This window comes from Fructilactobacillus sp. X1R3C1 (assembly GCF_059901545.1).
Genome location: NZ_JBWXUT010000002.1, coordinates 281,520 through 304,433 on the forward strand (window position 1 = coordinate 281,520; position 22,914 = coordinate 304,433).

General features: G+C 37.0%; 28 protein-coding genes and 2 other annotated features. Of the genes, 2 read left to right on the forward strand and 26 right to left on the reverse strand.

Annotated features, from left to right (window positions below):
• Positions 1 to 52 precede the first annotated feature (52 nt).
• From udk to AC6UD8_RS03655, 7 genes are all read right to left on the reverse strand, one after another.
• Positions 53 to 727 carry a uridine kinase gene (gene udk, locus AC6UD8_RS03625; RefSeq protein WP_500693960.1) on the reverse strand — a complete coding sequence of 225 codons (675 nt, stop codon included), beginning with the start codon at positions 725 to 727 and terminating at the stop codon, positions 53 to 55.
• A 12-nt stretch (positions 728 to 739) separates the two neighbouring features.
• Positions 740 to 1,867, reverse strand: a complete 1,128-nt coding sequence (mltG, locus tag AC6UD8_RS03630) for an endolytic transglycosylase MltG (protein WP_500699517.1) — start codon at positions 1,865 to 1,867, stop codon at positions 740 to 742.
• Between the two features lie 13 nt (positions 1,868 to 1,880).
• The gene (gene pheT, locus AC6UD8_RS03635) at positions 1,881 to 4,292 is read right to left on the reverse strand and encodes a phenylalanine--tRNA ligase subunit beta (protein WP_500699518.1); all 2,412 of its coding nucleotides are present in this window, start codon (positions 4,290 to 4,292) and stop codon (positions 1,881 to 1,883) included.
• Positions 4,293 to 4,306: 14 nt separating this feature from the next.
• On the reverse strand, positions 4,307 to 5,344 hold the full coding sequence (gene pheS / locus AC6UD8_RS03640) for a phenylalanine--tRNA ligase subunit alpha (RefSeq protein WP_500699519.1): 1,038 nt from the start codon (positions 5,342 to 5,344) through the stop codon (positions 4,307 to 4,309).
• A 37-nt stretch (positions 5,345 to 5,381) separates the two neighbouring features.
• Positions 5,382 to 5,577: a binding site (T-box leader), on the reverse strand.
• Positions 5,578 to 5,606: 29 nt separating this feature from the next.
• The gene (locus AC6UD8_RS03645) at positions 5,607 to 5,945 is read right to left on the reverse strand and encodes a winged helix-turn-helix transcriptional regulator (protein WP_500693676.1); all 339 of its coding nucleotides are present in this window, start codon (positions 5,943 to 5,945) and stop codon (positions 5,607 to 5,609) included.
• A 17-nt stretch (positions 5,946 to 5,962) separates the two neighbouring features.
• Positions 5,963 to 6,445, reverse strand: coding sequence for an HDIG domain-containing metalloprotein (locus AC6UD8_RS03650; RefSeq protein WP_500693675.1), 483 nt, complete (start codon positions 6,443 to 6,445; stop codon positions 5,963 to 5,965).
• A gap of 87 nt (positions 6,446 to 6,532) precedes the next feature.
• Positions 6,533 to 7,300 carry a TrmH family RNA methyltransferase gene (locus AC6UD8_RS03655; protein ID WP_500696742.1) on the reverse strand — a complete coding sequence of 256 codons (768 nt, stop codon included), beginning with the start codon at positions 7,298 to 7,300 and terminating at the stop codon, positions 6,533 to 6,535.
• Between the two features lie 86 nt (positions 7,301 to 7,386).
• Here AC6UD8_RS03655 and AC6UD8_RS03660 point away from each other — a divergent pair, with 86 nt between their 5' ends.
• Together AC6UD8_RS03660 and yidC are read left to right on the forward strand one after the other, a co-directional pair.
• Positions 7,387 to 7,671 (forward strand): acylphosphatase, encoded by a 285-nt coding sequence (locus AC6UD8_RS03660; RefSeq protein WP_500693673.1) that lies wholly within the window; start codon positions 7,387 to 7,389, stop codon positions 7,669 to 7,671.
• A gap of 70 nt (positions 7,672 to 7,741) precedes the next feature.
• Entirely contained in the window at positions 7,742 to 8,713 is a 972-nt protein-coding gene (gene yidC / locus AC6UD8_RS03665) for a membrane protein insertase YidC (protein WP_500695709.1), read from the forward strand.
• Positions 8,714 to 8,800: 87 nt separating this feature from the next.
• On the opposite strand, the gene rpmF is transcribed toward yidC, so the two are convergent.
• From rpmF to mutM, 19 genes are all read right to left on the reverse strand, one after another.
• The gene (rpmF, locus tag AC6UD8_RS03670) at positions 8,801 to 8,980 is read right to left on the reverse strand and encodes a 50S ribosomal protein L32 (RefSeq protein ID WP_010021570.1); all 180 of its coding nucleotides are present in this window, start codon (positions 8,978 to 8,980) and stop codon (positions 8,801 to 8,803) included.
• A 42-nt stretch (positions 8,981 to 9,022) separates the two neighbouring features.
• Positions 9,023 to 9,577 carry a YceD family protein gene (locus tag AC6UD8_RS03675; protein ID WP_500696743.1) on the reverse strand — a complete coding sequence of 185 codons (555 nt, stop codon included), beginning with the start codon at positions 9,575 to 9,577 and terminating at the stop codon, positions 9,023 to 9,025.
• A gap of 82 nt (positions 9,578 to 9,659) precedes the next feature.
• Positions 9,660 to 10,778 (reverse strand): nucleotidyltransferase, encoded by a 1,119-nt coding sequence (locus AC6UD8_RS03680; protein ID WP_500696744.1) that lies wholly within the window; start codon positions 10,776 to 10,778, stop codon positions 9,660 to 9,662.
• A gap of 5 nt (positions 10,779 to 10,783) precedes the next feature.
• The gene (locus AC6UD8_RS03685) at positions 10,784 to 11,521 is read right to left on the reverse strand and encodes a class I SAM-dependent DNA methyltransferase (RefSeq protein ID WP_500693959.1); all 738 of its coding nucleotides are present in this window, start codon (positions 11,519 to 11,521) and stop codon (positions 10,784 to 10,786) included.
• Between the two features lies 1 nt (position 11,522).
• Positions 11,523 to 11,882, reverse strand: a complete 360-nt coding sequence (rsfS, locus tag AC6UD8_RS03690) for a ribosome silencing factor (protein ID WP_500693669.1) — start codon at positions 11,880 to 11,882, stop codon at positions 11,523 to 11,525.
• Positions 11,883 to 11,890: 8 nt separating this feature from the next.
• A complete protein-coding gene (gene yqeK / locus AC6UD8_RS03695) occupies positions 11,891 to 12,493 on the reverse strand; it encodes a bis(5'-nucleosyl)-tetraphosphatase (symmetrical) YqeK (protein ID WP_500699520.1) in 603 nt (200 codons plus the stop codon).
• Positions 12,486 to 13,055, reverse strand: a complete 570-nt coding sequence (locus AC6UD8_RS03700) for a nicotinate-nucleotide adenylyltransferase (protein WP_500695712.1) — start codon at positions 13,053 to 13,055, stop codon at positions 12,486 to 12,488. The genes yqeK and AC6UD8_RS03700 overlap by 8 nt, the downstream gene beginning before the upstream one ends.
• Before the next feature lie 11 nt (positions 13,056 to 13,066).
• The gene (yhbY, locus tag AC6UD8_RS03705) at positions 13,067 to 13,378 is read right to left on the reverse strand and encodes a ribosome assembly RNA-binding protein YhbY (RefSeq protein ID WP_500695713.1); all 312 of its coding nucleotides are present in this window, start codon (positions 13,376 to 13,378) and stop codon (positions 13,067 to 13,069) included.
• A 12-nt stretch (positions 13,379 to 13,390) separates the two neighbouring features.
• Positions 13,391 to 14,509 (reverse strand): ribosome biogenesis GTPase YqeH, encoded by a 1,119-nt coding sequence (yqeH, locus tag AC6UD8_RS03710; protein ID WP_500699521.1) that lies wholly within the window; start codon positions 14,507 to 14,509, stop codon positions 13,391 to 13,393.
• The gene (locus AC6UD8_RS03715; protein WP_500695754.1) at positions 14,509 to 15,054 is read right to left on the reverse strand and encodes a YqeG family HAD IIIA-type phosphatase; all 546 of its coding nucleotides are present in this window, start codon (positions 15,052 to 15,054) and stop codon (positions 14,509 to 14,511) included. Before AC6UD8_RS03715 ends, yqeH begins: the two co-directional genes overlap by 1 nt.
• 103 nt (positions 15,055 to 15,157) lie before the next feature.
• A complete protein-coding gene (gene rplT, locus AC6UD8_RS03720; RefSeq protein ID WP_010021582.1) occupies positions 15,158 to 15,514 on the reverse strand; it encodes a 50S ribosomal protein L20 in 357 nt (118 codons plus the stop codon).
• A 34-nt stretch (positions 15,515 to 15,548) separates the two neighbouring features.
• On the reverse strand, positions 15,549 to 15,743 hold the full coding sequence (gene rpmI, locus AC6UD8_RS03725) for a 50S ribosomal protein L35 (RefSeq protein ID WP_010021583.1): 195 nt from the start codon (positions 15,741 to 15,743) through the stop codon (positions 15,549 to 15,551).
• A 41-nt stretch (positions 15,744 to 15,784) separates the two neighbouring features.
• Complete coding sequence (gene infC / locus AC6UD8_RS03730) at positions 15,785 to 16,291, reverse strand: translation initiation factor IF-3 (RefSeq protein ID WP_500693664.1); 507 nt, start codon at positions 16,289 to 16,291, stop codon at positions 15,785 to 15,787.
• A gap of 38 nt (positions 16,292 to 16,329) precedes the next feature.
• Positions 16,330 to 16,454, reverse strand: a sequence feature (ribosomal protein L20 leader region).
• 17 nt (positions 16,455 to 16,471) lie between these two features.
• A complete protein-coding gene (thrS, locus tag AC6UD8_RS03735; protein ID WP_500699522.1) occupies positions 16,472 to 18,445 on the reverse strand; it encodes a threonine--tRNA ligase in 1,974 nt (657 codons plus the stop codon).
• 261 nt (positions 18,446 to 18,706) lie between these two features.
• Positions 18,707 to 19,633 (reverse strand): primosomal protein DnaI, encoded by a 927-nt coding sequence (gene dnaI, locus AC6UD8_RS03740; protein ID WP_500699523.1) that lies wholly within the window; start codon positions 19,631 to 19,633, stop codon positions 18,707 to 18,709.
• A gap of 2 nt (positions 19,634 to 19,635) precedes the next feature.
• A complete protein-coding gene (locus AC6UD8_RS03745) occupies positions 19,636 to 20,979 on the reverse strand; it encodes a DnaD domain protein (RefSeq protein WP_500699524.1) in 1,344 nt (447 codons plus the stop codon).
• On the reverse strand, positions 20,976 to 21,467 hold the full coding sequence (gene nrdR / locus AC6UD8_RS03750) for a transcriptional regulator NrdR (protein WP_500693661.1): 492 nt from the start codon (positions 21,465 to 21,467) through the stop codon (positions 20,976 to 20,978). Before nrdR ends, AC6UD8_RS03745 begins: the two co-directional genes overlap by 4 nt.
• A 17-nt stretch (positions 21,468 to 21,484) precedes the next feature.
• Entirely contained in the window at positions 21,485 to 22,078 is a 594-nt protein-coding gene (gene coaE / locus AC6UD8_RS03755; RefSeq protein ID WP_500699525.1) for a dephospho-CoA kinase, read from the reverse strand.
• On the reverse strand, positions 22,071 to 22,913 hold the full coding sequence (mutM, locus tag AC6UD8_RS03760) for a DNA-formamidopyrimidine glycosylase (protein ID WP_500695718.1): 843 nt from the start codon (positions 22,911 to 22,913) through the stop codon (positions 22,071 to 22,073). The genes coaE and mutM overlap by 8 nt, the downstream gene beginning before the upstream one ends.
• Position 22,914: the final 1 nt, after the last annotated feature.

Here is a 22,914-nt window from a genome sequence, read left to right on the forward strand (position 1 = left end):
ACTATTTTATTCAAAATTAAAATACCATTTAAATTAAAGTTTGGCAACTTAATTATATTGTCGTATCAATTGCATTACTAATCGGATCGTCACCAACATCATTTAAAATTGACTGAATTTTAGTAACTAGTAAGTCAATTGCTACTTGATTTTTGCCACCCTCAGGAATAATTATATCAGCATATCGTTTCGTGGGTTCAACAAATTGGAGATGCATGGGGCGAACGGTTGCTAAATATTGTTGAATTACCGAATCAAGCGTTCGACCACGTTCTTTGGTATCCCGCTCAATCCGCCTAATGACGCGAATATCAGCATCAGTATCTACATAAACTTTAATATCCATTAGGTCCCGGAGCCTTTTATCATCAAGGATTAAAATCCCCTCAACAATAATTACATCACGTGGTTCTTGAGTAACAGTTTCACCACTCCGGGTGAATTTGGAATAATCATAAACCGGTTTCTCAATTGATTCATAGTTTAACAGCTGCTTCAATTGCTTAACCATTAAATCAGTGTCAAAAGCAAGCGGATGATCGTAGTTAACCTGTCTTCTTTCGTCCATCGTCATATTGGATTGATCCTTATAGTAAGAATCTTGCTGCAAGATTGCAATTGAATGTCCCAGCAAACGATTCAAGATTGACCTACTTACCGTAGTTTTGCCACTACTAGAACCTCCAGTAACTCCAATAATTACAGGTCTTTTTTTGCTTTTCACTATTTTAATCCTCCACTATCGATCCATATGAGTTTTAATGTTATTTTGCTGTTCTTTTAAGGTTTTAGCGTAATAAATCTTTTTAGTTTTCGGATCGGCCAAGAAATATAAATATCCTTTAGACATATCAGTTGGATATAGCACAGCTTGAACTGAGCTTATCGAGGGATTATCAAATGGTCCAGGACCAAACCCTTTATTAACATAAAGATTATATTTGGAATTAACCATTAAATCACGTTTTGAAAGTGTCTTTGAGTTTTTATGAAGTGCATACAAAACGGCCACATCCGATTGAAGTGGCATCTTTTTTTCAATGCGATTTCTTAACACACCAGCCATCTTATTACGATCATTTTGACCTACACCTTCACGTTCAATCAAAGATGCTAACGTTAAAGTTTGCTGAACCGTCAGCTTTTGCTCTTTCATTCTTTGATAATATGGACCATACATTTGATTGCTTTTAGCGAGCATTAAACTGACCATCATCTTTAACGACGAATGTTTAGGGACGGGATATGTCGCTGGATAAAGGTATCCTTCAAAAAGATAACGGGTCCCCTTGGCATCTTTAGCGGACCCCAGTAATTCTGGATAATCCTTGGTCATTTCATCAAAGAAATTACGATTCTTCATCAGGGAAATAAATTCTGCCCTAGAAAAATCGGTATTTTTAGCCACAATATCCGCAATTTGGTCGATGTTAGCTCCTTCTGGAACGGTAACTTTACTATCAGTGCTTTGAATGGGTTCGAAACTTCCACCCTTTTGTAAACTCTTGGCAATCGTATCTAGGGACATTGACGGCTTTAATTGATAATATCCTGACTTAAAACTAGTGATGTTGTGTGATTTTACATAGTAATTAAATACCATTCCACTTTTAACTACCTCTGACTTCTGTAAGATTGCCCCAATTTTTTTGGTGGAAGCACCTCTTGGAATGTCAACTTGAGTCACTTCATTATCATGAGGATCCAGTGGTTGAAGTGAAGTTTTAAAATAGTGATGTCCAAATAACGCAATTGCAATTACTAAAATTACAATAATTGCAATCACGGAATAAATAATTTTCTTCCCAAATGAACTAGTTTTAATTTTGGAAATAAAACCACCCAAATGCCTTTTTCTCTCACTCATTATGAATCCACCCTTATCTAATCTCAGCGCTTAATTCAGTGGTCAAACGTTTTTGAATTTTATCGACCGCTTTATCAACAGTCTCGTCTTTCAAAGTGGCGTTAGGATCTTCAAAAATCAATGAATAGGCAATTGATTTTTTGCCTTCAGGCACATTTTGCCCCTGATATACGTCAAATACGGCAGCATTCTGTAAGTAGGCGCCACCTCTCCTAATAATTACATTATATATGTCCTCATTAGTAATGGTACGATCCACTAACATAGCAATATCACGATGAATAGCAGGGTACTGACCAACCTTTTGGTATTGTTGTCCAGACTTAGGAGCCACATTTAAATAATCAAGGTCAAGTTCAAAAACATAGGTTTCTTTAATCTTAAATTGTTTAGCGACTTCTGGATGAACTTCTCCCACAAAACCGATGATGTGATCATCTAGTTTAACAAGCGCTGTTCTACCTGGATGCATTTCGAGAATTTTATCAGTCGCAACATAAGTAACGTCACCCTTTAAGGAAAGACTTTCTAAGTATTTTTCAAGAATTCCCTTAATTTGATAAAAATCAACTGACTTAGCTTTCTGGTCCCAGCTTGGAGCAACTAACGATCCAGAAATGACACCAGCAATATGTTCCACTTCGTCTGGTCTTATCTGATCAGGAGTTTGCTTATAAAAAACACGACCTTGCTCATAAAGTGGCACATTAAGCACGTTTCGAGCCTGGTTATATGCCACATCATCCAATAATCCTGAAATTAAATTCATACGTAAAACGGCATGATCTTCTGTCATTGGCCACTGCAAATTAGTCTCATGACTACCATTTACCATAAACATCTTTGCCTTGGCTTTTGTAGTTAACGAGTATGACATAGCATGCGTTAATCCAAGCCCCTCAAGTGTTTCTCTAGATTTTCGAATCATTAATTGCTTTGGTGTTAGTCCACCTTCAGTCGTTTGAGTGATTGGTAATGTTGACGGAATATTGTCATATCCATAGATTCTGGCAACCTCTTCAATTAAGTCAGCATCAATTTGAATGTCCCAGCATCTAGTAGGAACCGTGACCGTCAGATCGTCTCCAGATGCCTCAACTGAGAAACCTAGACGTTTAAAGATTGAAATGATTTCCTCGTTACTAAGATTAGTCCCAAGAACGTGATTAATGTGAGAAGTTGAAATTGAAATCACTCGTGGCTTAACCTCAACATCACTCCCACTAACAACCCCTTGTTGAGATTGACCAAGAGCTAAATCTTGGGTCATTCCCGAAGCATACTCAAGTGCTTGTTCAACGTTTCCATGGTCAATTCCCCGTTCAAAGCGTTGTGAGGCATCCGTGTGTAAGAGCTGTTTTTGTGCCATCTTCCTGGTTTTAACCGGATCAAAAACTCCTGCCTCCAATAAAATATTTTTAGTGTCAGAAGTAACTTCCGAATTTTTTCCACCCATTAGTCCTGCTAAAGCAATTGGCTGATCAGCCGCAACAACAACATCCGTGTCGGTTAATTTACGGTCATTGCCATCTAGAGTCGTAATTGACTCACCATCTTTAGCATTTCTAACCTCAACCTTATTAGTTTTTAGTTTGTCAAGATCATAGGCATGCATTGGCTGTCCAACCTTAGTCATAACAAAATTAGTAATATCAACGACATTATTGATTGGTTTAATGCCTGAATTCCATAATTTAATTTGAAGCCAAAGTGGACTAGGCTTCACGTTTACGCCCTTAACAACTTTAAGCTTATAAATTGGCGCTAAATTAGTATCAGCCTTTGCTGAAACAAATTCCTCGCTGTCGTGTGTTCCAGTTGGAGCACTAGCATGTTCGATGAAGTCAACCGACTCATTAAATACTGCCCCCAAATCATAAGCAGTTCCACGAACACTTAACATGTCTCCACGATTAGGAGTGACGTCCAAATCAATTAACGATTCATTCATTCCCAAATAGTTATAAACCTCGTCACCAATTCGGGCATTCTCTGGTAAGAAATAGATTCCGTCTTTCCATTCATCAGGTACCAATGACTTATCAAACCCGATCTCATCTAAGGCACAGAGCATACCATTTGATTCAACCCCACGCATCTTGGACTTTTTAATTTTAACGTTATCGGCAATTCGAGCGCCAGATAAGGCAACAATGACTTTTTTACCTACCTGAACGTTTGGCGCACCACAAACAATCTGAATCGGTTCCTGTTCGCCGACATCGACCTGCGTAATGTGAAGGTGATCTGCATCGGGGTGATCCTTAATGGACAAGATTTTTCCAACCACGATTTTCTTTAATCCATCACTCCGCTTAAAAACGGAGTCAACTTCAACTGACGTTTTTTCAATTTTATTAGCTAGTTCTTTTGGAGAAAGCTTAATTTGAACGTAGTCTTTCAACCATTCATAAGATATCAGCAAATTTATTTCCTCCCTTAATCAAATTGTGACAAGAAACGTAGATCATTAAGATAAAAGTCTCGAATATCGTCTACTCCGTATTTCAGCATGGCAAATCGGTCGGGACCCACCCCAAAGGCAAATCCACCATATACACTACTGTCTACTCCAGCCATTTTTAAAACGTTAGGATGAACCATTCCTGCCCCAAGGACCTCAATCCAACCAGTATTTTTACATACATCGCAACCCTTTCCATTACAATTAAAACAGGTAATGTCTGCTTCAACTGATGGCTCGGTAAACGGAAAGTAACTTGGTCTGAGACGGACTTTAAATTTATCCCCAAACAATTTGTGTGTCATTACCTCAAGAGTTCCCTTTAAATCGGCCATCGTAATGTGCTTATCAATCACAATTCCCTCTACCTGATGAAATTGGTGAGAATGAGTTGGATCATCAGTATCACGTCTATAAACTACGCCCGGGGAAACCATCTTTAAGGGGCCTTTAGAAAAATCATGTTTTTGAAGTGCTCGTGCCTGCATCGGTGAGGTATGAGTTCTCATTAAAATATCCTTGGTAATATAAAAAGTATCCTGCATGTCTCTTGCGGGATGGTTCTTCGGCAGATTCATCATTTCAAAATTATAAACTTCCTCTTCTACTTCAGGACCCGAAAGAACCTGGTAGCCCATTCCAATAAAAATATCATCAATTTCATCAATAATTTGTTGGATAACATGAGGATGCCCCTTTGGAACCGAGTCACCTGGCAGGGTGACATCAATCTTTTCATCCTTTAACTTTTGGTTTAGAGCGACTTGATCTAATTCCAATCTTTTGGAATCAATCTTTTTTAAAAGTTCGTCTCTAACTTTATTCGCCAAGCTACCAATCTTTGGTCTTTCTTCGACTGGAAGTGATGATATTCCATGAAGGGCTTTAGTAATTGAGCCCTTTTTTCCTAAAAGTTTCACCTTCAAATCATTTAAAGCTTTACTATCACTAGTAGCCTCAATATCCTGCAACCCACTGGATTTAATTTGTTCTAAATCTTCTTTTAAAGCCATACTAACCTCCAATTCCATAAAAAAAGCTCCATCCCAAAAAAGGGACGAAGCATCGCGTTACCACCCAAATTCACACCAAAGTGTGCACTTATAATGATGAATAACGACATCGACCGAACATTTTAATATTCAATGCTAACATCAAAAAGCGAATTCAACCGTAACGTCCAATTTCAGCTAACATGAACTCTCTGTGTTCGTCGGTCTACTACTTCTTTTATCATTGTATTTAAATAAATATTATAGCAATTTTTATCACTGGTCAAGCATGATCAGGATCACACCACTTGTCAGACCATCCATGAACCGCCTTCATAATCGGACGAAGTTCTTCACCCTTAGAAGTTAACTGATAATAAACCACTCCAGAGTTCTTATCAGCTTGTCTTTTTACGATTCCCACTTTAGCCAACTCTTTTAAGCGTTCGGTCAATACACGATCACTACATTCCTCAACTTTATTGGCTAATTCGCGAAATCGAAGTGGTCCGGCTAATAAAAATGATTCAATGATTAAACCGTTCCATTTTTTCCCTAGAATTTGAAACGCCACTTGAAATTTAGGACACAAATGAATGATTTCTTTATCAGTTAAATCCATTCTCATATCCTCCTAACTTATCTTTTTAATAATCCTTTAACTTTTTTCTTCATCGGTGAGAAAAATTCATCAACTGCCGAATAATCATCAACAAGTGAAACAATCACACTTTCCATGTACTTGGGTCTTGCAAGGGTTAACCCCCACATATGTTTTAGAATAATATCTTGTTCCTTCGGAGTGATATCAGTGATCTTTTTGGCGTTTCTTAGGGCAACACGTGGATGAATATATGCATGTGAACCTAAATCAAACTTAGTGGTTCGCCAATCATAATAGAATAGATCATGCAATAATCCGCCACGGGCAGCCGCTCGATAATCTAAATTCATCTTTTTAGCAATTTTATAACTCTCATAAGACACTGCAATTGAATGCTTCAATCTAGTCGAATGGTGATGTTGGGTGTAATCACCTAATTTTTGAATTTGCGGACTTTCTAACAAATCAGAAATGATTGAAACATATTCAGGGTCATCTTTCCACGATTCTGTTTCCATACTACATTACTCCAATCCGTCTCTAGGTTAATTCTACCCAATTAGATAAGTTCCATTCAATCATAAGGACTCACTTTAAGAAACAATTTAATTTTTGATTCGAAACATGATAACAGCAGCCGCAATTGCCACATTTAAAGATTCAGCCTTCCCCTCAATGGGAATATACAAATTATCATCAGTTAATTTTAGTAAGCCAGGGCTCATTCCATTCCCCTCATTACCCATAATTAAAGCGAAATCATTTTTAGAAGGGACATCTCGATAGTTAATGGCACTGGAATTAAGCTCTGTCCCATATACCTTAATTTTTAGCTTCTTAAACATCTCAACGGCATGTTCTAGATTCATTTTAATAATCGGAAGATGAAACTGACTTCCCTGCATGGCACGTAAAACCTTCCCGTTATATTCACTAGAAGTTCCGTCACCAAAGATCACTCCAGAAAAACCTGCGGCATCCGCTGTCCTTACCATCGTTCCGATATTACCGGGATCTTGAACGTTATCAAGCAGAAGCCAAGCTCCGCTAACTTTAGCAACATCAATCTTTGGTTCTTCAATCTTACACACGGCAAAAATTCCTTGAGTTGTCGAAGTATCACTTAATTCAGTAGCAACTTCATCTGATATAACAATGATATTTTCACCAGAAAGGTCATCTCCATGAGCCAAATATTGATCTTCGGTTGCTAAGATGGTTACCAACTGATCTGCTTTAAGATAATTCATTGCCTCGGATACCAGATGCCAACTTTCAATTAAATATTCTCCACTCTTTTTTCTTCCTTTACTGGTATGTAACTTTTTAATATCTTTAATGGTTTGGTTTTGTTTAGAATTAATTCTTTCCATTTATATTCCCCTTAAAATGAATTAGAATTGATATTGTTGTTCTTATAATATCACAGTTACGGTAAACGCTTTTAAGGAGAATCATTTTGTCAAACAATCAGTCAGTCAAAATAATCGTTTCAGGACTTGTCCAAGGCGTTGGATTTCGATATAGTACTAAAAAAATCGCAGATCAATATTCGATTACTGGAAGTGTCCAAAACATGCCCAACGGAACCGTTTTAATCATCGCAAATGGGACTAAGTCGGAGTTAGACGATTTTATTCATTCAATTAAAACTGCACCCAATAGTTTTGCTAAGATCCAAAACATTAAAACACAGTCAATTAAACTTCCAAAAGTTCCAAATTCATTTTCAATTAAAATCTAACTTGAAATTGCTGAAATATTCTTATTAGGTTAGTATGTAACATGTTACTTAAAAGTTAGGAGTTAACTAAATGAAAAAAATTAAGAAACTAGGTTTATTCGGTTTTATTGCCATGGTTGGCATTTTTTTAACTGGATGTGTAAGAACCGATTCAAAGGGACGTCCCTTTGGATTCGTTTATCATTATTTAGCCGTTCCCGGGCAACACGTTATGGATTGGCTAGCACAATACGTTGGTGGCTATGGATGGGCCCTGATCGCAATTACCGTAATTGTTAGAACTTTGCTTTTACCAATGATGATTAGTCAGATGAAAAAATCTACTATTCAACAGGAAAAAATGAATTTGGTTAAACCACAAATGACCAAGATTCAACAACTCCTAAAAAAAGCAACGACCAAAGAACAGCAGGTTGCCTTAAATCAGCAGATGATGCAACTCTATAAAGACAACGGAATCAGTATGACAGGTGGAATTGGATGCTTGCCATTATTGATCCAGTTGCCAGTGTTTGCTGCTCTGTATGCAGCTATTCGTTACTCACCTGAAGTTTCTCATACCGTCTTTATGGGCATTAAACTAGGCCAATCCAGCATCTTATTAGCCGTCTTGTCGTTTCTGGCTTATGCACTTCAGGGATACCTTTCAACCGTTGGGATCCCTAAAGAACAGAAAAAGCAAATGGCGATTATGATGTTAATTAGTCCGATCATGATTCTATTTGTTACTCTTTCATCCCCAGCTGGATTAGGAATTTACTTCTTTATTGGCGGATTATTTGCCTGCGTTCAGACCTTTATCATCAATTTGTCCCGTCCACGAATTAGAAAACAAATTAATGAAAAAGCCCAAAAGAATCCTCCCAAAGTTGTCATTCCAAAGGAATTAGAAGAAGAGATTGAGACAGGGGCCGAACCAAGTTCAACAACCAGCTCCAAAAATACAGTTTCTAAATCTGGAGAATCCGAAACTGAGATTGAACACGAAAACAACCGAAAACGTAATGCGGGAAAACAACAGCATCATAATCATAACGAGTAAATAAAACCGACAATTAAATTGTCGGTTTTTTATTACAAAAAAAGAACTTCAAAAACCCATGGTGTTTTTGAAGTTCTTTATTTTAAATTAACCCTTTTTGGCAACTACTTCTTTACCGTCATAGTAACCACAGTTAGGACATACAAAATGTGACTTACGTAGTTCGCCACAGTTAGGACATGGACTCATGCCAGGAACTGATAAACTGTCATGCGAACGACGCATGTTTCTTCTTGCTTTAGAAGTTTTTCTCTTTGGTACAGCCATTATTCACAACCTCCTCTTAATTTGATTTCCACTAGTGAATTTTTAAGTCTTGTCATCGTCTGAAGGTTTGAAATCCTTTAATTTTGCAAGACGTGGATCAACATTTTTATCTTCTTCCACCTGTCGATTAAAATCATCTTCAGAAATAACTTCCCAGTCATTTCCTTCAGGCATTGCTTTGCCTTTTTGCTCTTCTGGTGAAAGAACTTGCATCGGAATGTTGACAATTATGTTATCAGCAACTGCTTTATCAAAATCAATCATCAAGTCATCACCAACAACTAACACTACTTCTTCATTATCATATCGATTTAGCGCAGTTTCAGTTAACACATAAATCTCACTAATGTTAAAATCCATGGGTAACTTAACTGGGGTTAACGATCGTGAAGAAGGAACTGTTACACTACCCTTGACGTGAGCATCTATAATCACATCTCCCTTGTCAGGAGTAGCAGATACATCAACGTCAAAGGAAGTGGCATCAAGAATACTTTTCGGATATCGATTCATTAAATCGTCTTTTAAATCCACTGTCTCATGGGTTGTAAACGGCTCTTTCTTATATCCTAGTAGTTTTTCAAATGACCACTTCATAATTTAACCTCCAATGCAACACGACTAATTATACATACCATAAAATTCATTGTCAAGGTCCTATCCTTGATAGCACGGTCTTCTATATAACAATGGGATAAGTAAATTTATCTTGCATTCGACCATTGATCATTCCATAAAGAATTCCAGAACGGCATTCTAGTTCCAACGTATTATTAAATTCTTCTTTTCCAATTCGATCAACGATCGGATATGGGATTGCTTTTTTAACTTGATTCAGATAACTTTTCCCGGTATCGTTCATTCCCAAAACTCGGACAACTGGATTATAACTAATCATTTGTGTTTTCTTTATTTTAAATAAAGTATAGACCAGCAGTCTTTGAATCCTAGTATAGGTATACCGTTTTGTCTTAACATCTTTAATAAATGCTTGATAGGTTGTGTCTTTGACCGCCATTTGCTTTAGACGATTCTCTAACCCCTCAGTCATCTGATAAATTTGATTTAAATCAGCTATCGAACTCTGAGTCAATTCATAACGTAAAAAAGGCCAAAAATCTGACCAGAAAACTGGTTTTTCGTTGTCTAGGACGACAGAAGAATTGGGAATAAACTTTTGGTAACGATGATCATGTGATTTAATTGAAGCGCGAATAGCTTTGCCACTCGCAATTTTTCCACTCAACTCTCCACTATTATGCTCACTACTGTACCGTTTAACCGGAACTAGCTTTAAAGGGGAACCCAACTTCTGATTGGCCTTTGCATACCAATACGCAAGTGTATCATTTGGCTTAATTAAATCAATTCCACTCTGTTCTTTAATTGTTCGTTGAAATAATTTTGGATAGGAAAAATTATAATTATGAAAATTATCAGACGGATGAACGTCAATAGATGCCAACTTCGTAAAATTCCAGTCACTGTGCTCACTACCAAACGATAAGTATGAACAGCCCAAAGCTTCTACAAGTTTCATCGACCGCTCTGCAAAAATACTGGCAGGTTGAACCGCATCCGATATTGGAAGTTCAATTACTAAATCAACTCCGTTATCTAAAGCCATCTGAGTGCGGATCCATTTATCATAGATAGCTGGCTCGCCTCTCTGAGTCCAATTACCACTCATAAATATTACCGTTACATCCGCTTCAGTTCGTCTTTTAGCTTCCTGTAATTGATAAAGATGACCATTATGGAAAGGATCATATTCGGTTATTATTCCAACAGCTTTCATTTGGATTATTCCTCACTACATACAAAGAACCAACGGGTAGTATCATCTTTAACCTTATCTTTTCCAAAGTTACTCGTCACCTTAACGTTATTAAATCCGACTTCATTCAGTGCCTGAGTGTATTTTACCAAGGGATAGGTTCGTTCTTTATGGGTTTCATTATATTCATCAAAACCGTTAATATTCCGATTGTAATCAAAAAAAGATAGATCATGTTCCACTGAATGAGGAAAATCACCAACAAAGGTATTCCACATAAAAGCATGGTCACCATCGTTGGTGTTAAACATATAGCCTGGATAAACAACATCGGTCTGATAAGGGGTGATCACATCAAATAAGAATTTACCATTCTTAACAAGATGTCCTTTAACCTGAGCAAACATTGTTTTAACTTGCTCAATATTTTCTAAATAACAAATCGAATCGTCAAAACACGTAATGGCACCATAATTGGGTACACCATCCAAGTCTAGCATATTGGCATTAATTAACGCCACGTCAAACACATGGCTTTCATTTAAATGATCATTTGCGATGGCCAGCATATCATCCGATAAATCAGCTCCAGATACGACATAACCTGCTTTTTTTAAAGTAACCAAAAGACGACCAGTCCCACAGGCTAAATCTAAAATATGTTTTTCTTTAGGGACGTTATCAGCTACAAACTCATACCACTTTCGATATAGATGATTGTCAAATAATTTATCATAAAATGACGCAAACTCAGAATAAATCATATCAGTCTTCACTGACCCAATCAGTTATATCAAGATCAGGAGCGTCAGACCAAAGCTTCTCTAAGTTGTAAAAGGACCGTTGTTCACTCTTAAAGACGTGAATAATAATATCACCGAGGTCAATTAATACCCAAGATCCTGTATTTAGCCCTTCGACCCGTAAAACTTCAACGTGCTCCTCACTCAATCGATCAATAATATCATTTGCAATTGCCTTCACCTGACGAACACTAGGAGCATCCATAATGACAAAATAACGACCGACCAACGACAATTCTTCAATGTCTAAAACCACAATATCGTGGGCGCGTTTACTATCAGCAGTTTCAACAATATTTTGTAAAATTTTATTATTATCCATATAATCCCCTACTTTTTACCAGCAACAATTACATTAAAAGCTGTAATCGCACCGGGATAAATTGCCTTTCCATTGCTTGCCAAATATGAAATGGTACTTTTAGTTTGATATTTAACACCATCCCATAAATTTTGATTGGTAATCTTACGAGCCTTTTCAACCCCATCAAAATCACGGGCCGGCTCAATGTAGTCAGCCATATAAGTAATCTGTGCAACCTTGTCCATGTCAGGCGATGCGATCGTATGATATTTAATCGCGTTTAGAATTCGATTATCATGAATCCCAAGTTCTGATTCCACAATCAGATAACCTACGTAGCCATGCCAAATAGCATTTCCATAATTAAGTAGTTCTGGATTCAAATGATGGGACTTAATAATGTCAATAAATTCCGAATCCGGCCGTTGTTTGGCATAATCATGAACCAGACCACTAAGTCCAGCTAAAGTTTCGTCCACATTAAACTCTCGTGCTAAGGTAATGGCGGTCTCTTCAACTCGCAAGCAATGTTGAAACCTTTTCTCTTTTAACGTCGCTTTTAGTTTGGCAACAATTTGATCACGATCATACTTAGAATATTTTTGATAATTAATTTTCTCTTTATCCATATAAATCATGCTCCTTAATGTACCGTAACACCGCATCTGGCAACAAATATCTGACACTTTCACCCTTTTCAAGATGTGATCTAATTAAAGACGATGAAATAGCTATCTCAGGTGAGTCAACAAAACTTACTGGGTACTTAGAAGACTCAGAATTACCCGGACGATTAACGCCAACAAATTTAACCATTTTAATAAGATCATCAATTCGATACCATTTTGGCAGATATTCGACCATATCGCCACCAATGATAAAGTAATAATCAACATCGGGATGAATTTTAGTTAATTCCTTAATCGTATCATAGCTATAACTTTTCCCCTTGCGATTTACTTCAATCATTTCAATTTTAAAATTAGCGTTATCCCTAATGGCTAAATTAATCATGTTAACCCGATCAGAAGCATCAATTGCGGACTTATGATCAACATGTGGTGGCAAATAATCGGGCATAAATAGAACTAAATCGAGGTTTAATTGGGTTAAAGCTTGTTCAGCCATAATTAAATGACCATAGTGAATGGGGTTAAAAGTTCCACCTAAAATTCCAACCTTTTTGCGCATCAATCAATCTCCTACAAATTTGCCACTTCAATCGATAATTTACGATAATTGTCCTTACTCGATTCCTTAAACAATAAAAGTGTCTTACCAATCGTTTGGACAACTTGGATGTCCGAGTTATTCTCAATAAATTGTTTAACGTCACTCACATCCACATCGGCAGACTGTTGAAGATTAATTTTAATTAATTCACGGTGATCAACAGCATTTTTAACTTCATTCATCCAAGTCTCATCTAACCCATTCTTTCCAACTGAGAAAATGGGCCGCATATGATTCGCTTTTGCTCTTAAAAATCGTTTTTGTTTTCCCTTTAAATTCATTATTAAATACTCCTAAAACATTGCTTTTCTAACTAACACTGACACACCTTTAGGAGCATATCCAGCAACCGTGGAGCCTTTCGGGACGGTAATCCATCCCAGTCCTTCAATCACTAAATCACTTCTGTCAGTAATTTTAAATTCATGTCGTTTTAACCCAACGACGTTGTCCTTACCAGTTGGTGGGGTCAATAATTCACCGGCATGCTTCTCAAAAAATTCATCAGCATTTGTTAATTTGGTTCGATGAATCATCAGATTATTGTCAGCATAAACGGTAAAGCCATGACGTTCCCCCGAGATAAAATCAAACCGGCCAATCGCACCTAAGAATAACGTCTGCCCTGGATCCAACTGATAAGTCCTGGGTTTAATCCGTTTTTGCGGTGAAACATACTTCAAGTCTTTAGAACTTAAATAGTGAGCCATCTGATCTTCATGAACGACACCAGGTGTATCGATCAATTCTTTTCCATCTTCCAACGGTATTTTGATCAAATCGAGGGTAGTACCAGGAAACTTAGAGGTCGTAATAACCTGCTTCTCACCAGTGCTTTGTTGGATAATTTGATTAATTAAGGTAGATTTGCCAACGTTAGTTACTCCAACCACATAGACATCTCGGCCCTTCTGATTTTTTGAAATGGCTTTTAACAGATCGTCGACTGATTGATTCGTCTTGGCAGATACTAATTCAATATCAATGGGTCTAATTCCATTCTTATTTGCCATTTGACGTAACCAATCTTTAACTTTGTTCTGGTTGAACGACGATGGCAACAAGTCTAATTTGTTACCAACTAAAATAATCGGATTGTTACCAACAAAGCGCTGAATCCCAGGAATCATACTTCCATCTACATCAAATACATCCACGACGTATACTACTAACGAATCAGTGTCGCTAATTTCACTCAATAACTTTACAAACTCGTCATTTGAGATGTTAATTGGTTCAATTTGATTATAATGACGAAGCTTAAAACAACGCTGACAGTATAATTTTCCAGAATCAATTCCCTTCTTGATTGCTGATTTAGGCGTGTAACCAGCCTGTTTCGGATCGGTATCTTGAATTTGTGCCCCACACCCAATGCAATATAAGGGCTCATTATTTTCATCATTATCCATTAATCAATATCATCCTTCCACTTTAAATCACTGTACTTTCGCATCAATTGTGCATATACAAACGTTTCAAAGAAACGATTAATCCGTGTGTTCCACGCATCTGAAGTAACCAATGGCTTTACCAAAATACTTCTAATTCGAGTATTGTTAGCGGCCCATATATCCGTTAAAATTTGATCTCCCACCATTACCACTTGGCTTCGTTTTAAACGATACGTTTTAAGAGCCCTTAAAATCCCAAAAGTAAGTGGTTTTAAAGCCCGGGCAATAAATGGTAACTCAAGACTAGTAAGAGCTTTCTCTAGTCTTTCCCGATTATTATTTGAAACCACAATCACCCTGATTCCATGATCTCGAACTCTTTTGAGCCAATCGCGCAGTTCTACGGTTCCCTCAGGATTATTCCACGGAATTAGGGTATTATCTAAATCGGTCAGAATTACATTAATCCCGTAACTTTCAAGTTTTTCTGGGGAAATTTGATAAATATTGTTAACCATCCAAGTCGGTTTGAATAATGATAGCATATAGACCTCTCTGTAAATAAGAATTGATGTTTCTATTTTAAATCATTTATGTATAGATTGGGAGCATCCCAATCCGATAAAAAAACTTCCACCAAACAAGAGCGGTGAAAGTTTTTTAGGCTTATTTTAATGCTGCTTTGGCTTTTTCCGCTAATGCAGAAAAGGCATCAGCATCGTTAACTGCTAAGTCAGCTAACATTTTTCTGTTCATATCGATGTTAGCAAGTTTCAAACCATGCATGAATTTACTGTAACTCAATCCATTATTTCTAGTGGCGGCGTTAATTCTTGCAATCCAAATCTTTCTGAAATTACCCTTATTGGCACGACGGTCACGAAAGGCATATTCCTGTGACTTCATTACTTGATCTTTAGCAGTTTTGAATAAACGATGCTTAGCACCGCGGTATCCCTTAGCTAATTTAAGAACACGCTTACGACGATTACGTGTGGTAGTTCCACCTTTTACTCGTGGCATATTAAAATCCCCCTATACAAACTATATTATTCGCTTATTTTTGTAGTAATTCTTTGTAAGTCTTCAAGTTTGACTTAGCCATCATACGTGTTCCACGTAAATGTCTACGTTGCTTCTTAGTTTTACCGTGAAAACGGTGACTAGTGTAGGCATGACCACTCTTTAAACCACCATTAGCAGTTTTTCTAAAACGCTTTGCGGCAGCACGATTTGATTTCAATTTTGGCATATTATATTCCTCCTCATCGATTCATAACCCAATTAAATGAGTTATTTCTTTTCATTCTTACTTGGTGCAAGCATTAAGAACATACTTCGGCCATCCATCTTTGCTCGTTGAGTTACATCGGCAACGTCAGAAGTAGCTTCCGCCATTTTATTTAAGACATCTCTTCCAATACTTTTATGGGTAATGGCACGTCCCTTAAATCTAATAGAAACTCGAACACGTTCACCCTTTGTCAAAAACTTCTTGGCATTTTTAAGTTTGGTGTTGAAGTCATTACTATCAATCGTAGGACTTAACCTAATTTCTTTAACACTAACAGTTTTTTGACGCTTTCGAGCTTCACGCTCTTTCTTTTGGCGATCAAACCGATATTTCCCGTAATCAATAATCTTGGCTACAGGTGGTTTTGCTTTGGGAGCAACAACAACTAAATCCAAATTAGCTTCTTCAGCAATTGACAAAGCTTCTTTAGTAGATTTGATTCCTAATTGATCTCCATTAGCACCGATTAATCTCAACTCGCGAGCATGGATACCCTCGTTAACCATCTTATCTCTTGCTATGGTAATTCACCTCCAGGTAATTTTAAGCAGAAAAATAGCGGATGCTACAGAGCACCCGCTACACCTAAAAACATTAGGACTTTCATTCGTAGATTGCCCAGCGATCAAAATCACTCAGGCGAGAAGCGGGAAGCTTCTGCTTTTGACTACATAATAGTACCAATTTTATTTAATTTTGTCAACTGACTTAGACTCTTCATCATCATTACGTGAGTAAGTAGCAATATCATGAAGAACTTCTGAAATAAAGTCATCAATTGACATATCTTTACTATCGTCTTCACCATACTTACGAACAGAAACCGTATTATTCTTAATCTCATCATCACCAACAACTAGTGTATATGGAATCTTCTTGGTTTGTGCGTCACGAATCAAGTATCCCATCTTTTCACCACGTTCGTCGACATTGGAACGTAAGTTTAACGCACGAAACTTTTCGTTTAATTTACGTGCGTAATCTCCGTGTTTTTCATCACTAACCGGGATGATTTGAATTTGATCGGGTGCAAGCCATGTCGGAAAAGCACCTTTATACATTTCAATTAAGTAAGCGGTAAATCGTTCCATGGTAGAAACAATTCCTCTATGAATCATAACCGGACGGTGTTCCTTACCATCTTCACCAACATAATGAAGATCAAATCGTTCCGGTAACATAAAGTCAAGTTGAATGGTAGATAACGTCTCTTCATTTCCTAGAGCCGTCTTAGTTTGAACATCAAGCTTAGGACCGTAAAATGCAGCTTCACCCTCGGCTTCAACGTAATCAAGGCCCAAGTCATCCATAGCGCCCTTTAACATCGTTTGCGCTTTGTTCCACATTTCATCATCGTCAAAGTACTTTTCGGTATTCTTGGGATCACGATAACTTAATCTGAACGTATAGTTATTAATGTCAAAATCATGATAAACTTCCATCATCAAATTCAAGATTTTTTTGAATTCTTCTTGAATTTGATCGGGTGCAACAAAAGTATGACCATCATTTAAAGTCATTTCACGAACTCGTTGAAGACCACTAAGTGCACCAGACTTTTCGTATCGATGCATCATTCCTAGTTCAGCAATTCGTAGAGGAAGCTCTTTATAAGAACGAATATGGTGATTGTAGATCTGAATATGAGATGGACAGTTCATTGGACGTAATTCCAACATTTCGTCATCATCCATCTTCATTGGTGGAAACATGTCGTCTCGATAGTGATCCCAGTGACCAGATTGCTTATACAAATCCAAATTAGCTAATACTGGGGTATAAACATGTTGGTAACCATGAGCAATCTCTTTATCAGTGATATAACGCTCAATTGTACGACGAATCGTTGCACCTTTTGGCATCCAGTAAGGAAGACCAGCCCCAACCTTTGGATCGACAAAGAATAAGTCGAGGTTATTCCCAATAACACGATGGTCACGCTCTTTAGCCTCTTTACGCTTCTTCAAATCTTCATCTAGGTCATCTGCTTTAAAGAAAGCCGTGCCATAAATTCTTTGAAGCATTGGATTGGATGACTTACCTTCCCAATAAGCACCAGCAACAGACAGGAGCTTAAAGTGTTTTAGATCTTTCAAACTTGGAGCTACTACCCCTTGAGCTAGCGTTTTAACACCATCGATACTGTAAAAAAGAATATTATCAGAATCAATGTTGGCAATTAGTTGTGCTTGATAAGGATCACCATCAACTTCTTTTAAAGCGTCATCTTTACTTAGATAAACCCTTTCGACCGTAGCATTATTTTTAATGATCTTTTTCATTTTATCAGCTAATTCATCAAGTTCATCTGAACTAACTTGACGATCTTCTTTGTCAGTATCAACAAAAAAACCATCTTCATCCGCGGCAATTTCACCAATGCGAATATCATGATACTTTTCTTTGACCGCCGTTTCCAGTAACTGAGCAGCACCCTGTCGTAGGATTTTAAGACTCTCATCAGAACCGGAAGTAATGATGTCAATCTTGCCACCATCTTTTAGTGGTTGCATCAAATCAACAACTTTTCCATCAATCTTAGCCGCAACTGCCTTTTTGGCTAGACTAACTGAAATTGACTTGGCAATATCTGCCGCAGTAACCCCCGAATCAAATTCTTTCTTGTTACCATCTGGAAACTCAAATGATAATTTAGCCATTTTACTCATTCCTTTCATAAAAAAAGTCCCTAGTAAGTAAATACTAGGGACGCCATTAGCGCGGTTCCACCCAAATTCGTCCATTTATTTGGACATCTCGTTTAAAACCTATTTATTAATGTCATTTAATAAAGGTGGTAAGTAAGTTACTCCAAACAGATAGTTTCCAGAAAACCTATCCTCTCTGTGAAATTCGTAATCACTTATGTCCTTAACAATTAACAGTCTAAACAACGACCTGTTACATGTCAAGAATAATCATTATTTATTCCTGCGATTCCTACCATCAAGTTCAATGGGCTTTGCTAAAAATTTAATTCGTTCCATCAATCGCTTAGCTTTAAGTGGTTCCACATCTCCCTGAGCATTAACCTTTAAATGCTCTTGTTCCAATTGATCCATGGAAAAGTTAGAACTAAAAAAGGTGGGAAGCTCATTTTGCATTCGATACTCTAAAATAACCCCAAGAATGTCGTCTCTGATCCAAGATGACATTGAGTCTGCTCCAATATCGTCAATCATCAAAATTGGAGCAGTTTTAATTTCATCCAGCTTACCGCCAACTTGATTGTTTCCAATTGCATTTTTAATTTCAACGGCAAAACTTGGAAAATGAATCAAAACCGAACTATAACCGTCAGAGGCCAAACGATTGGCAATTGCTCCAAGTAAATAAGTTTTACCTACGCCAAAGGGACCGTATAGGTACAACCCCTTCTGAAAATGCTGAGGATTATTTTCATATGAACCAATAAAATCAAGTGCTCCTTCCAAAGCTTGAGCTCGTTCAGCTGTCTGTTCATAGTCACTTAAATTTGCCGATTTAATTTCTTTGGGCATTGAAATGGACTTAATGCGTGACGCAAATTGTTCTCGCTTCTGCTTGTTTAACAACGCTTGCGTAGGTTCGTACGAAACGTCAATCAAATGGTCACTTAAAACCAAAGTTGGTTGGTATCCCTTAGCAAAGTTAGCGTTTCCCTCTTCCAACTTTTTCTTTTCATTGACAAATTCATACAGTTTTGATGCCGACCGTTTCACAACATCATCACTTAACTCACTCTCATTGTCACTTAAAAATTGTTTAACGTCTGGATCAGAATAAACCGAATTCATTAACTGTTGGTAATTATGATTCAAATTTTTCTTTTTCATCAATTGGCTCATCTCATCACTAACATTCTTCATGATTACTCATCCCCAGACTTTTTATTTAATGAATTTAATTTCTCAGCAATTCGTTTTCGCTGAGTAGTCGAAATTTTTTCATTACCCCGACTTTTATTTTCCTTAGCCCAGTCAGGTAATGTTTCTTTGACATTTGTACGTCTTCGGTATCTTCTTTGTCGATTGTTTTTACTTTCAGTAACCTGTTCCTGACGGTGCTTAATATCGTCAATCGCTTTCGATGCACTATTAATTTTTCTTTGCGCCCAATCATTTGCAATGGTGTCAATTAAATTTTTATTAATGGTAGGTTTACCCTCGTCAATCAAGATGTGATAAACAAGGATATTGATAACTCCATTACTTAAAGTGTTGCGATTAATAAGTTCAGATAGAATCCTTTCTTCAGCGGAAGTAGTAAAACCACCCTTTTCACTCTTTAAAGAATCAAGAAATTCTACTGGAGCGGAAGAATCAGCAATTTGGGCCAATTGTTGTTCCTTGGCCGTTAGCTTACTTTGTAACTTGTCTGCCTCATGGACATGGTTTTGATTGGATTGATTTCCTGCTGGAGCCTTTATTTGATTTCGTCTAGAAATTAATATCTTAAACTTTTTAGGGTCAAAACGATTGTTAACCAAGTTACTGGCCTTCTCAATGTATTGTGCCATCTCAAGTTCACCAATTCCATATAATCGGTTGGTGTTACTAAAGAGTGTCTCATACTTTTTAACACTTTCATTTTCAACAAAGGACTTATCCAAAATATTCATCAATAGCTTAAAGTCAAACTGATCGTTTGAAAGCTTATCATCAAAGGAATCTTTTTTTACATTAGTCTTGTGTCGAACTGCCTTGATTACACTTGGTTGGTCATTTACTTTCTCATTATTAACTGAAAATACTTGCAGGAAATTACGAGTTTGATCATCTAACCCACTAAAATCAAAATGTTCTGGTAAGAGTTCATCTGAAAGTTGTAAATAGCGATCTTCACCAACCATTTCAAGTAATAACAGACTCAAAAGACTATCACTAAAGAATTGGTCAGGATTAAGTGGCAGTAAAAGTTGATACTCATACAAGTCGCTTTCAAAAGAATGATCAACATACGTCTTAAGCAAACCGGATCCTTCAAGTTTCATAAGTGAATCATCTAGTTCTTTGGCATCAATGCTAAGATCAGACATTAATTCAAAATTAACGTGCTTCTCATCATCAATTAACCATAAACAATTGTATAAGGCATATGCATTTTTACCAATGACGGGCATGTACAACAAATCGACATAATGACGTTCAACATCACTAATGGGCTGTGATCGATAAACTTTAAAATCAGTTTTAGGATTAATTCCGTTGATCATTCTTTATTCTTATCCTCATTATTTTCGTCTTCATCATCCATTAATTCTTTGAGTTTATTATAAAAGACTGACATATCCTTAAATTGGCGGTAAACACTTGCAAACCGAATGTAAGCAATTTCGTCAACTTCTTTTAGTCCTTTCATAACACCCTCACCAATAGTTTGGCTAGCCACTTCATGGCTACCGTCATCAGCGTCATAAGCTATTTTTTCAACCTTATCAACAATATGGTTCATCTGTTCCATCGAAACTGGACGCTTTTCAGATGATCTGACAATTCCACGCAAAATCTTAGAACGATTGAATTCTTCTCGATCACCGTTCTTTTTTACAACTAACAAGGGGCTTGATTCAATCACTTCAAACGTCGTAAACCGAAATCCACATTCTTCACATTCCCGTCTTCGACGAATACTTTCACCATCTTTGACCCGACGACTTTCTAAAACCTTTGAACCGATATGATGACATCGTGGACATTGCATTTTTTCACCTTCACTAATTACATAACACTTACTAAATCATACCAATCTTTAACCGACGACTTCAATTGATCGAAAGTGCCAGAGTTATCAATACACCAATCAGACAGTCGTGCTTTTATTGGTTGTGCCCATTGAGCACCAATCATTTTACTAGCTCGACTTATTGAAATATCATTTCTTCTAACTAACCGTTGCAGTTGAACAACTGGATCACACGTAACCATCAGATTGGCATCAGTTAAAATCTGAAATCCATTTTCAAAAAGGGTGGGAGCATTTAAAATCACTAAACGTTGATCGTGTAACTTGTTTAGCCGAGTATTAACTTCACGAAAAAGGTATGGGTTAACAATTTGGACTAACTTTTTCATACCATCACGATTTGAAAAAACAATCTTACCCAAAACACCTCGATCAATTTGACCGTTACTTTTAATCACTAAACTGCCAAACTGCTCACTAATTTGATGAATTAACTCTTGATTATCTTGTTCCAATTCATGTGTGATGGAATCTAGGTCTAATGTAGAAACCCCTAAAGTAACTAAATAATCACTTGCAGCCGATTTGCCGGTTGCAATTCCACCGGTTAATCCAATAACTTTACTCACTTAGATCACCATGAACTTTTTGACAATGAGGACAGAAACTAGTACCTCTTTGTGCAACCTTGATTTTTTCAATAGTAGTTCCACAACGCTCACACGGTTGTCCCTTTTTACCATAAACATGAAGATGATTTTGAAAGCTGCCCTCTTCACCAAAGGCATTTTTATAAGTAAACACCGTTGTTCCATGACCCTTGATAGCTAACTGAATTTCTTTAATGATGTTTTCCCTTAAAGTTTCAATTTCCTGATCACTTAAATAGTTAGTAGCCTGTTCCGGATGAATCTTAGATAACCACAAACTTTCATCAGCATAAATATTCCCAATCCCAGCAATGTTAGATTGATCTAATAAAAATGCTTTAATTTTTCGGTGAGACTTATGCAGTTGCTTCTTTAAATAATCAAACGTTAAATCCTTCTCAGTTGGCTCCGGTCCAATTTTATTCAATCCTGACAAATCATAAACCTGAGAATCCTTAACTAAATTCATCTTTCCAAATTTTCTTGTGTCATTGTAACGAAGCTTTCGGCCATCGCTTAAATGAAAAACAACGTAAGTATGTTTTTGATTCTCAGTACCCTCAGGTACCACATCATATTTACCTTCCATTCGTAAGTGAGAAACTAAAGTATAATCGTCACTTAGCCGGATTAAGAGGTATTTACCCCTCCGATCAATTTGTAAAATATCCTTACCAGCTAACAAATCTTCAAATTCTTTTACTGGTAAATTCAACATTTTTGGATACAAAGCATCCACGGAAACAATCTTTTTACCCTGTACAAGATTGGTTAACCCTCTTCTTATCGTTTCAACTTCAGGTAACTCAGGCATT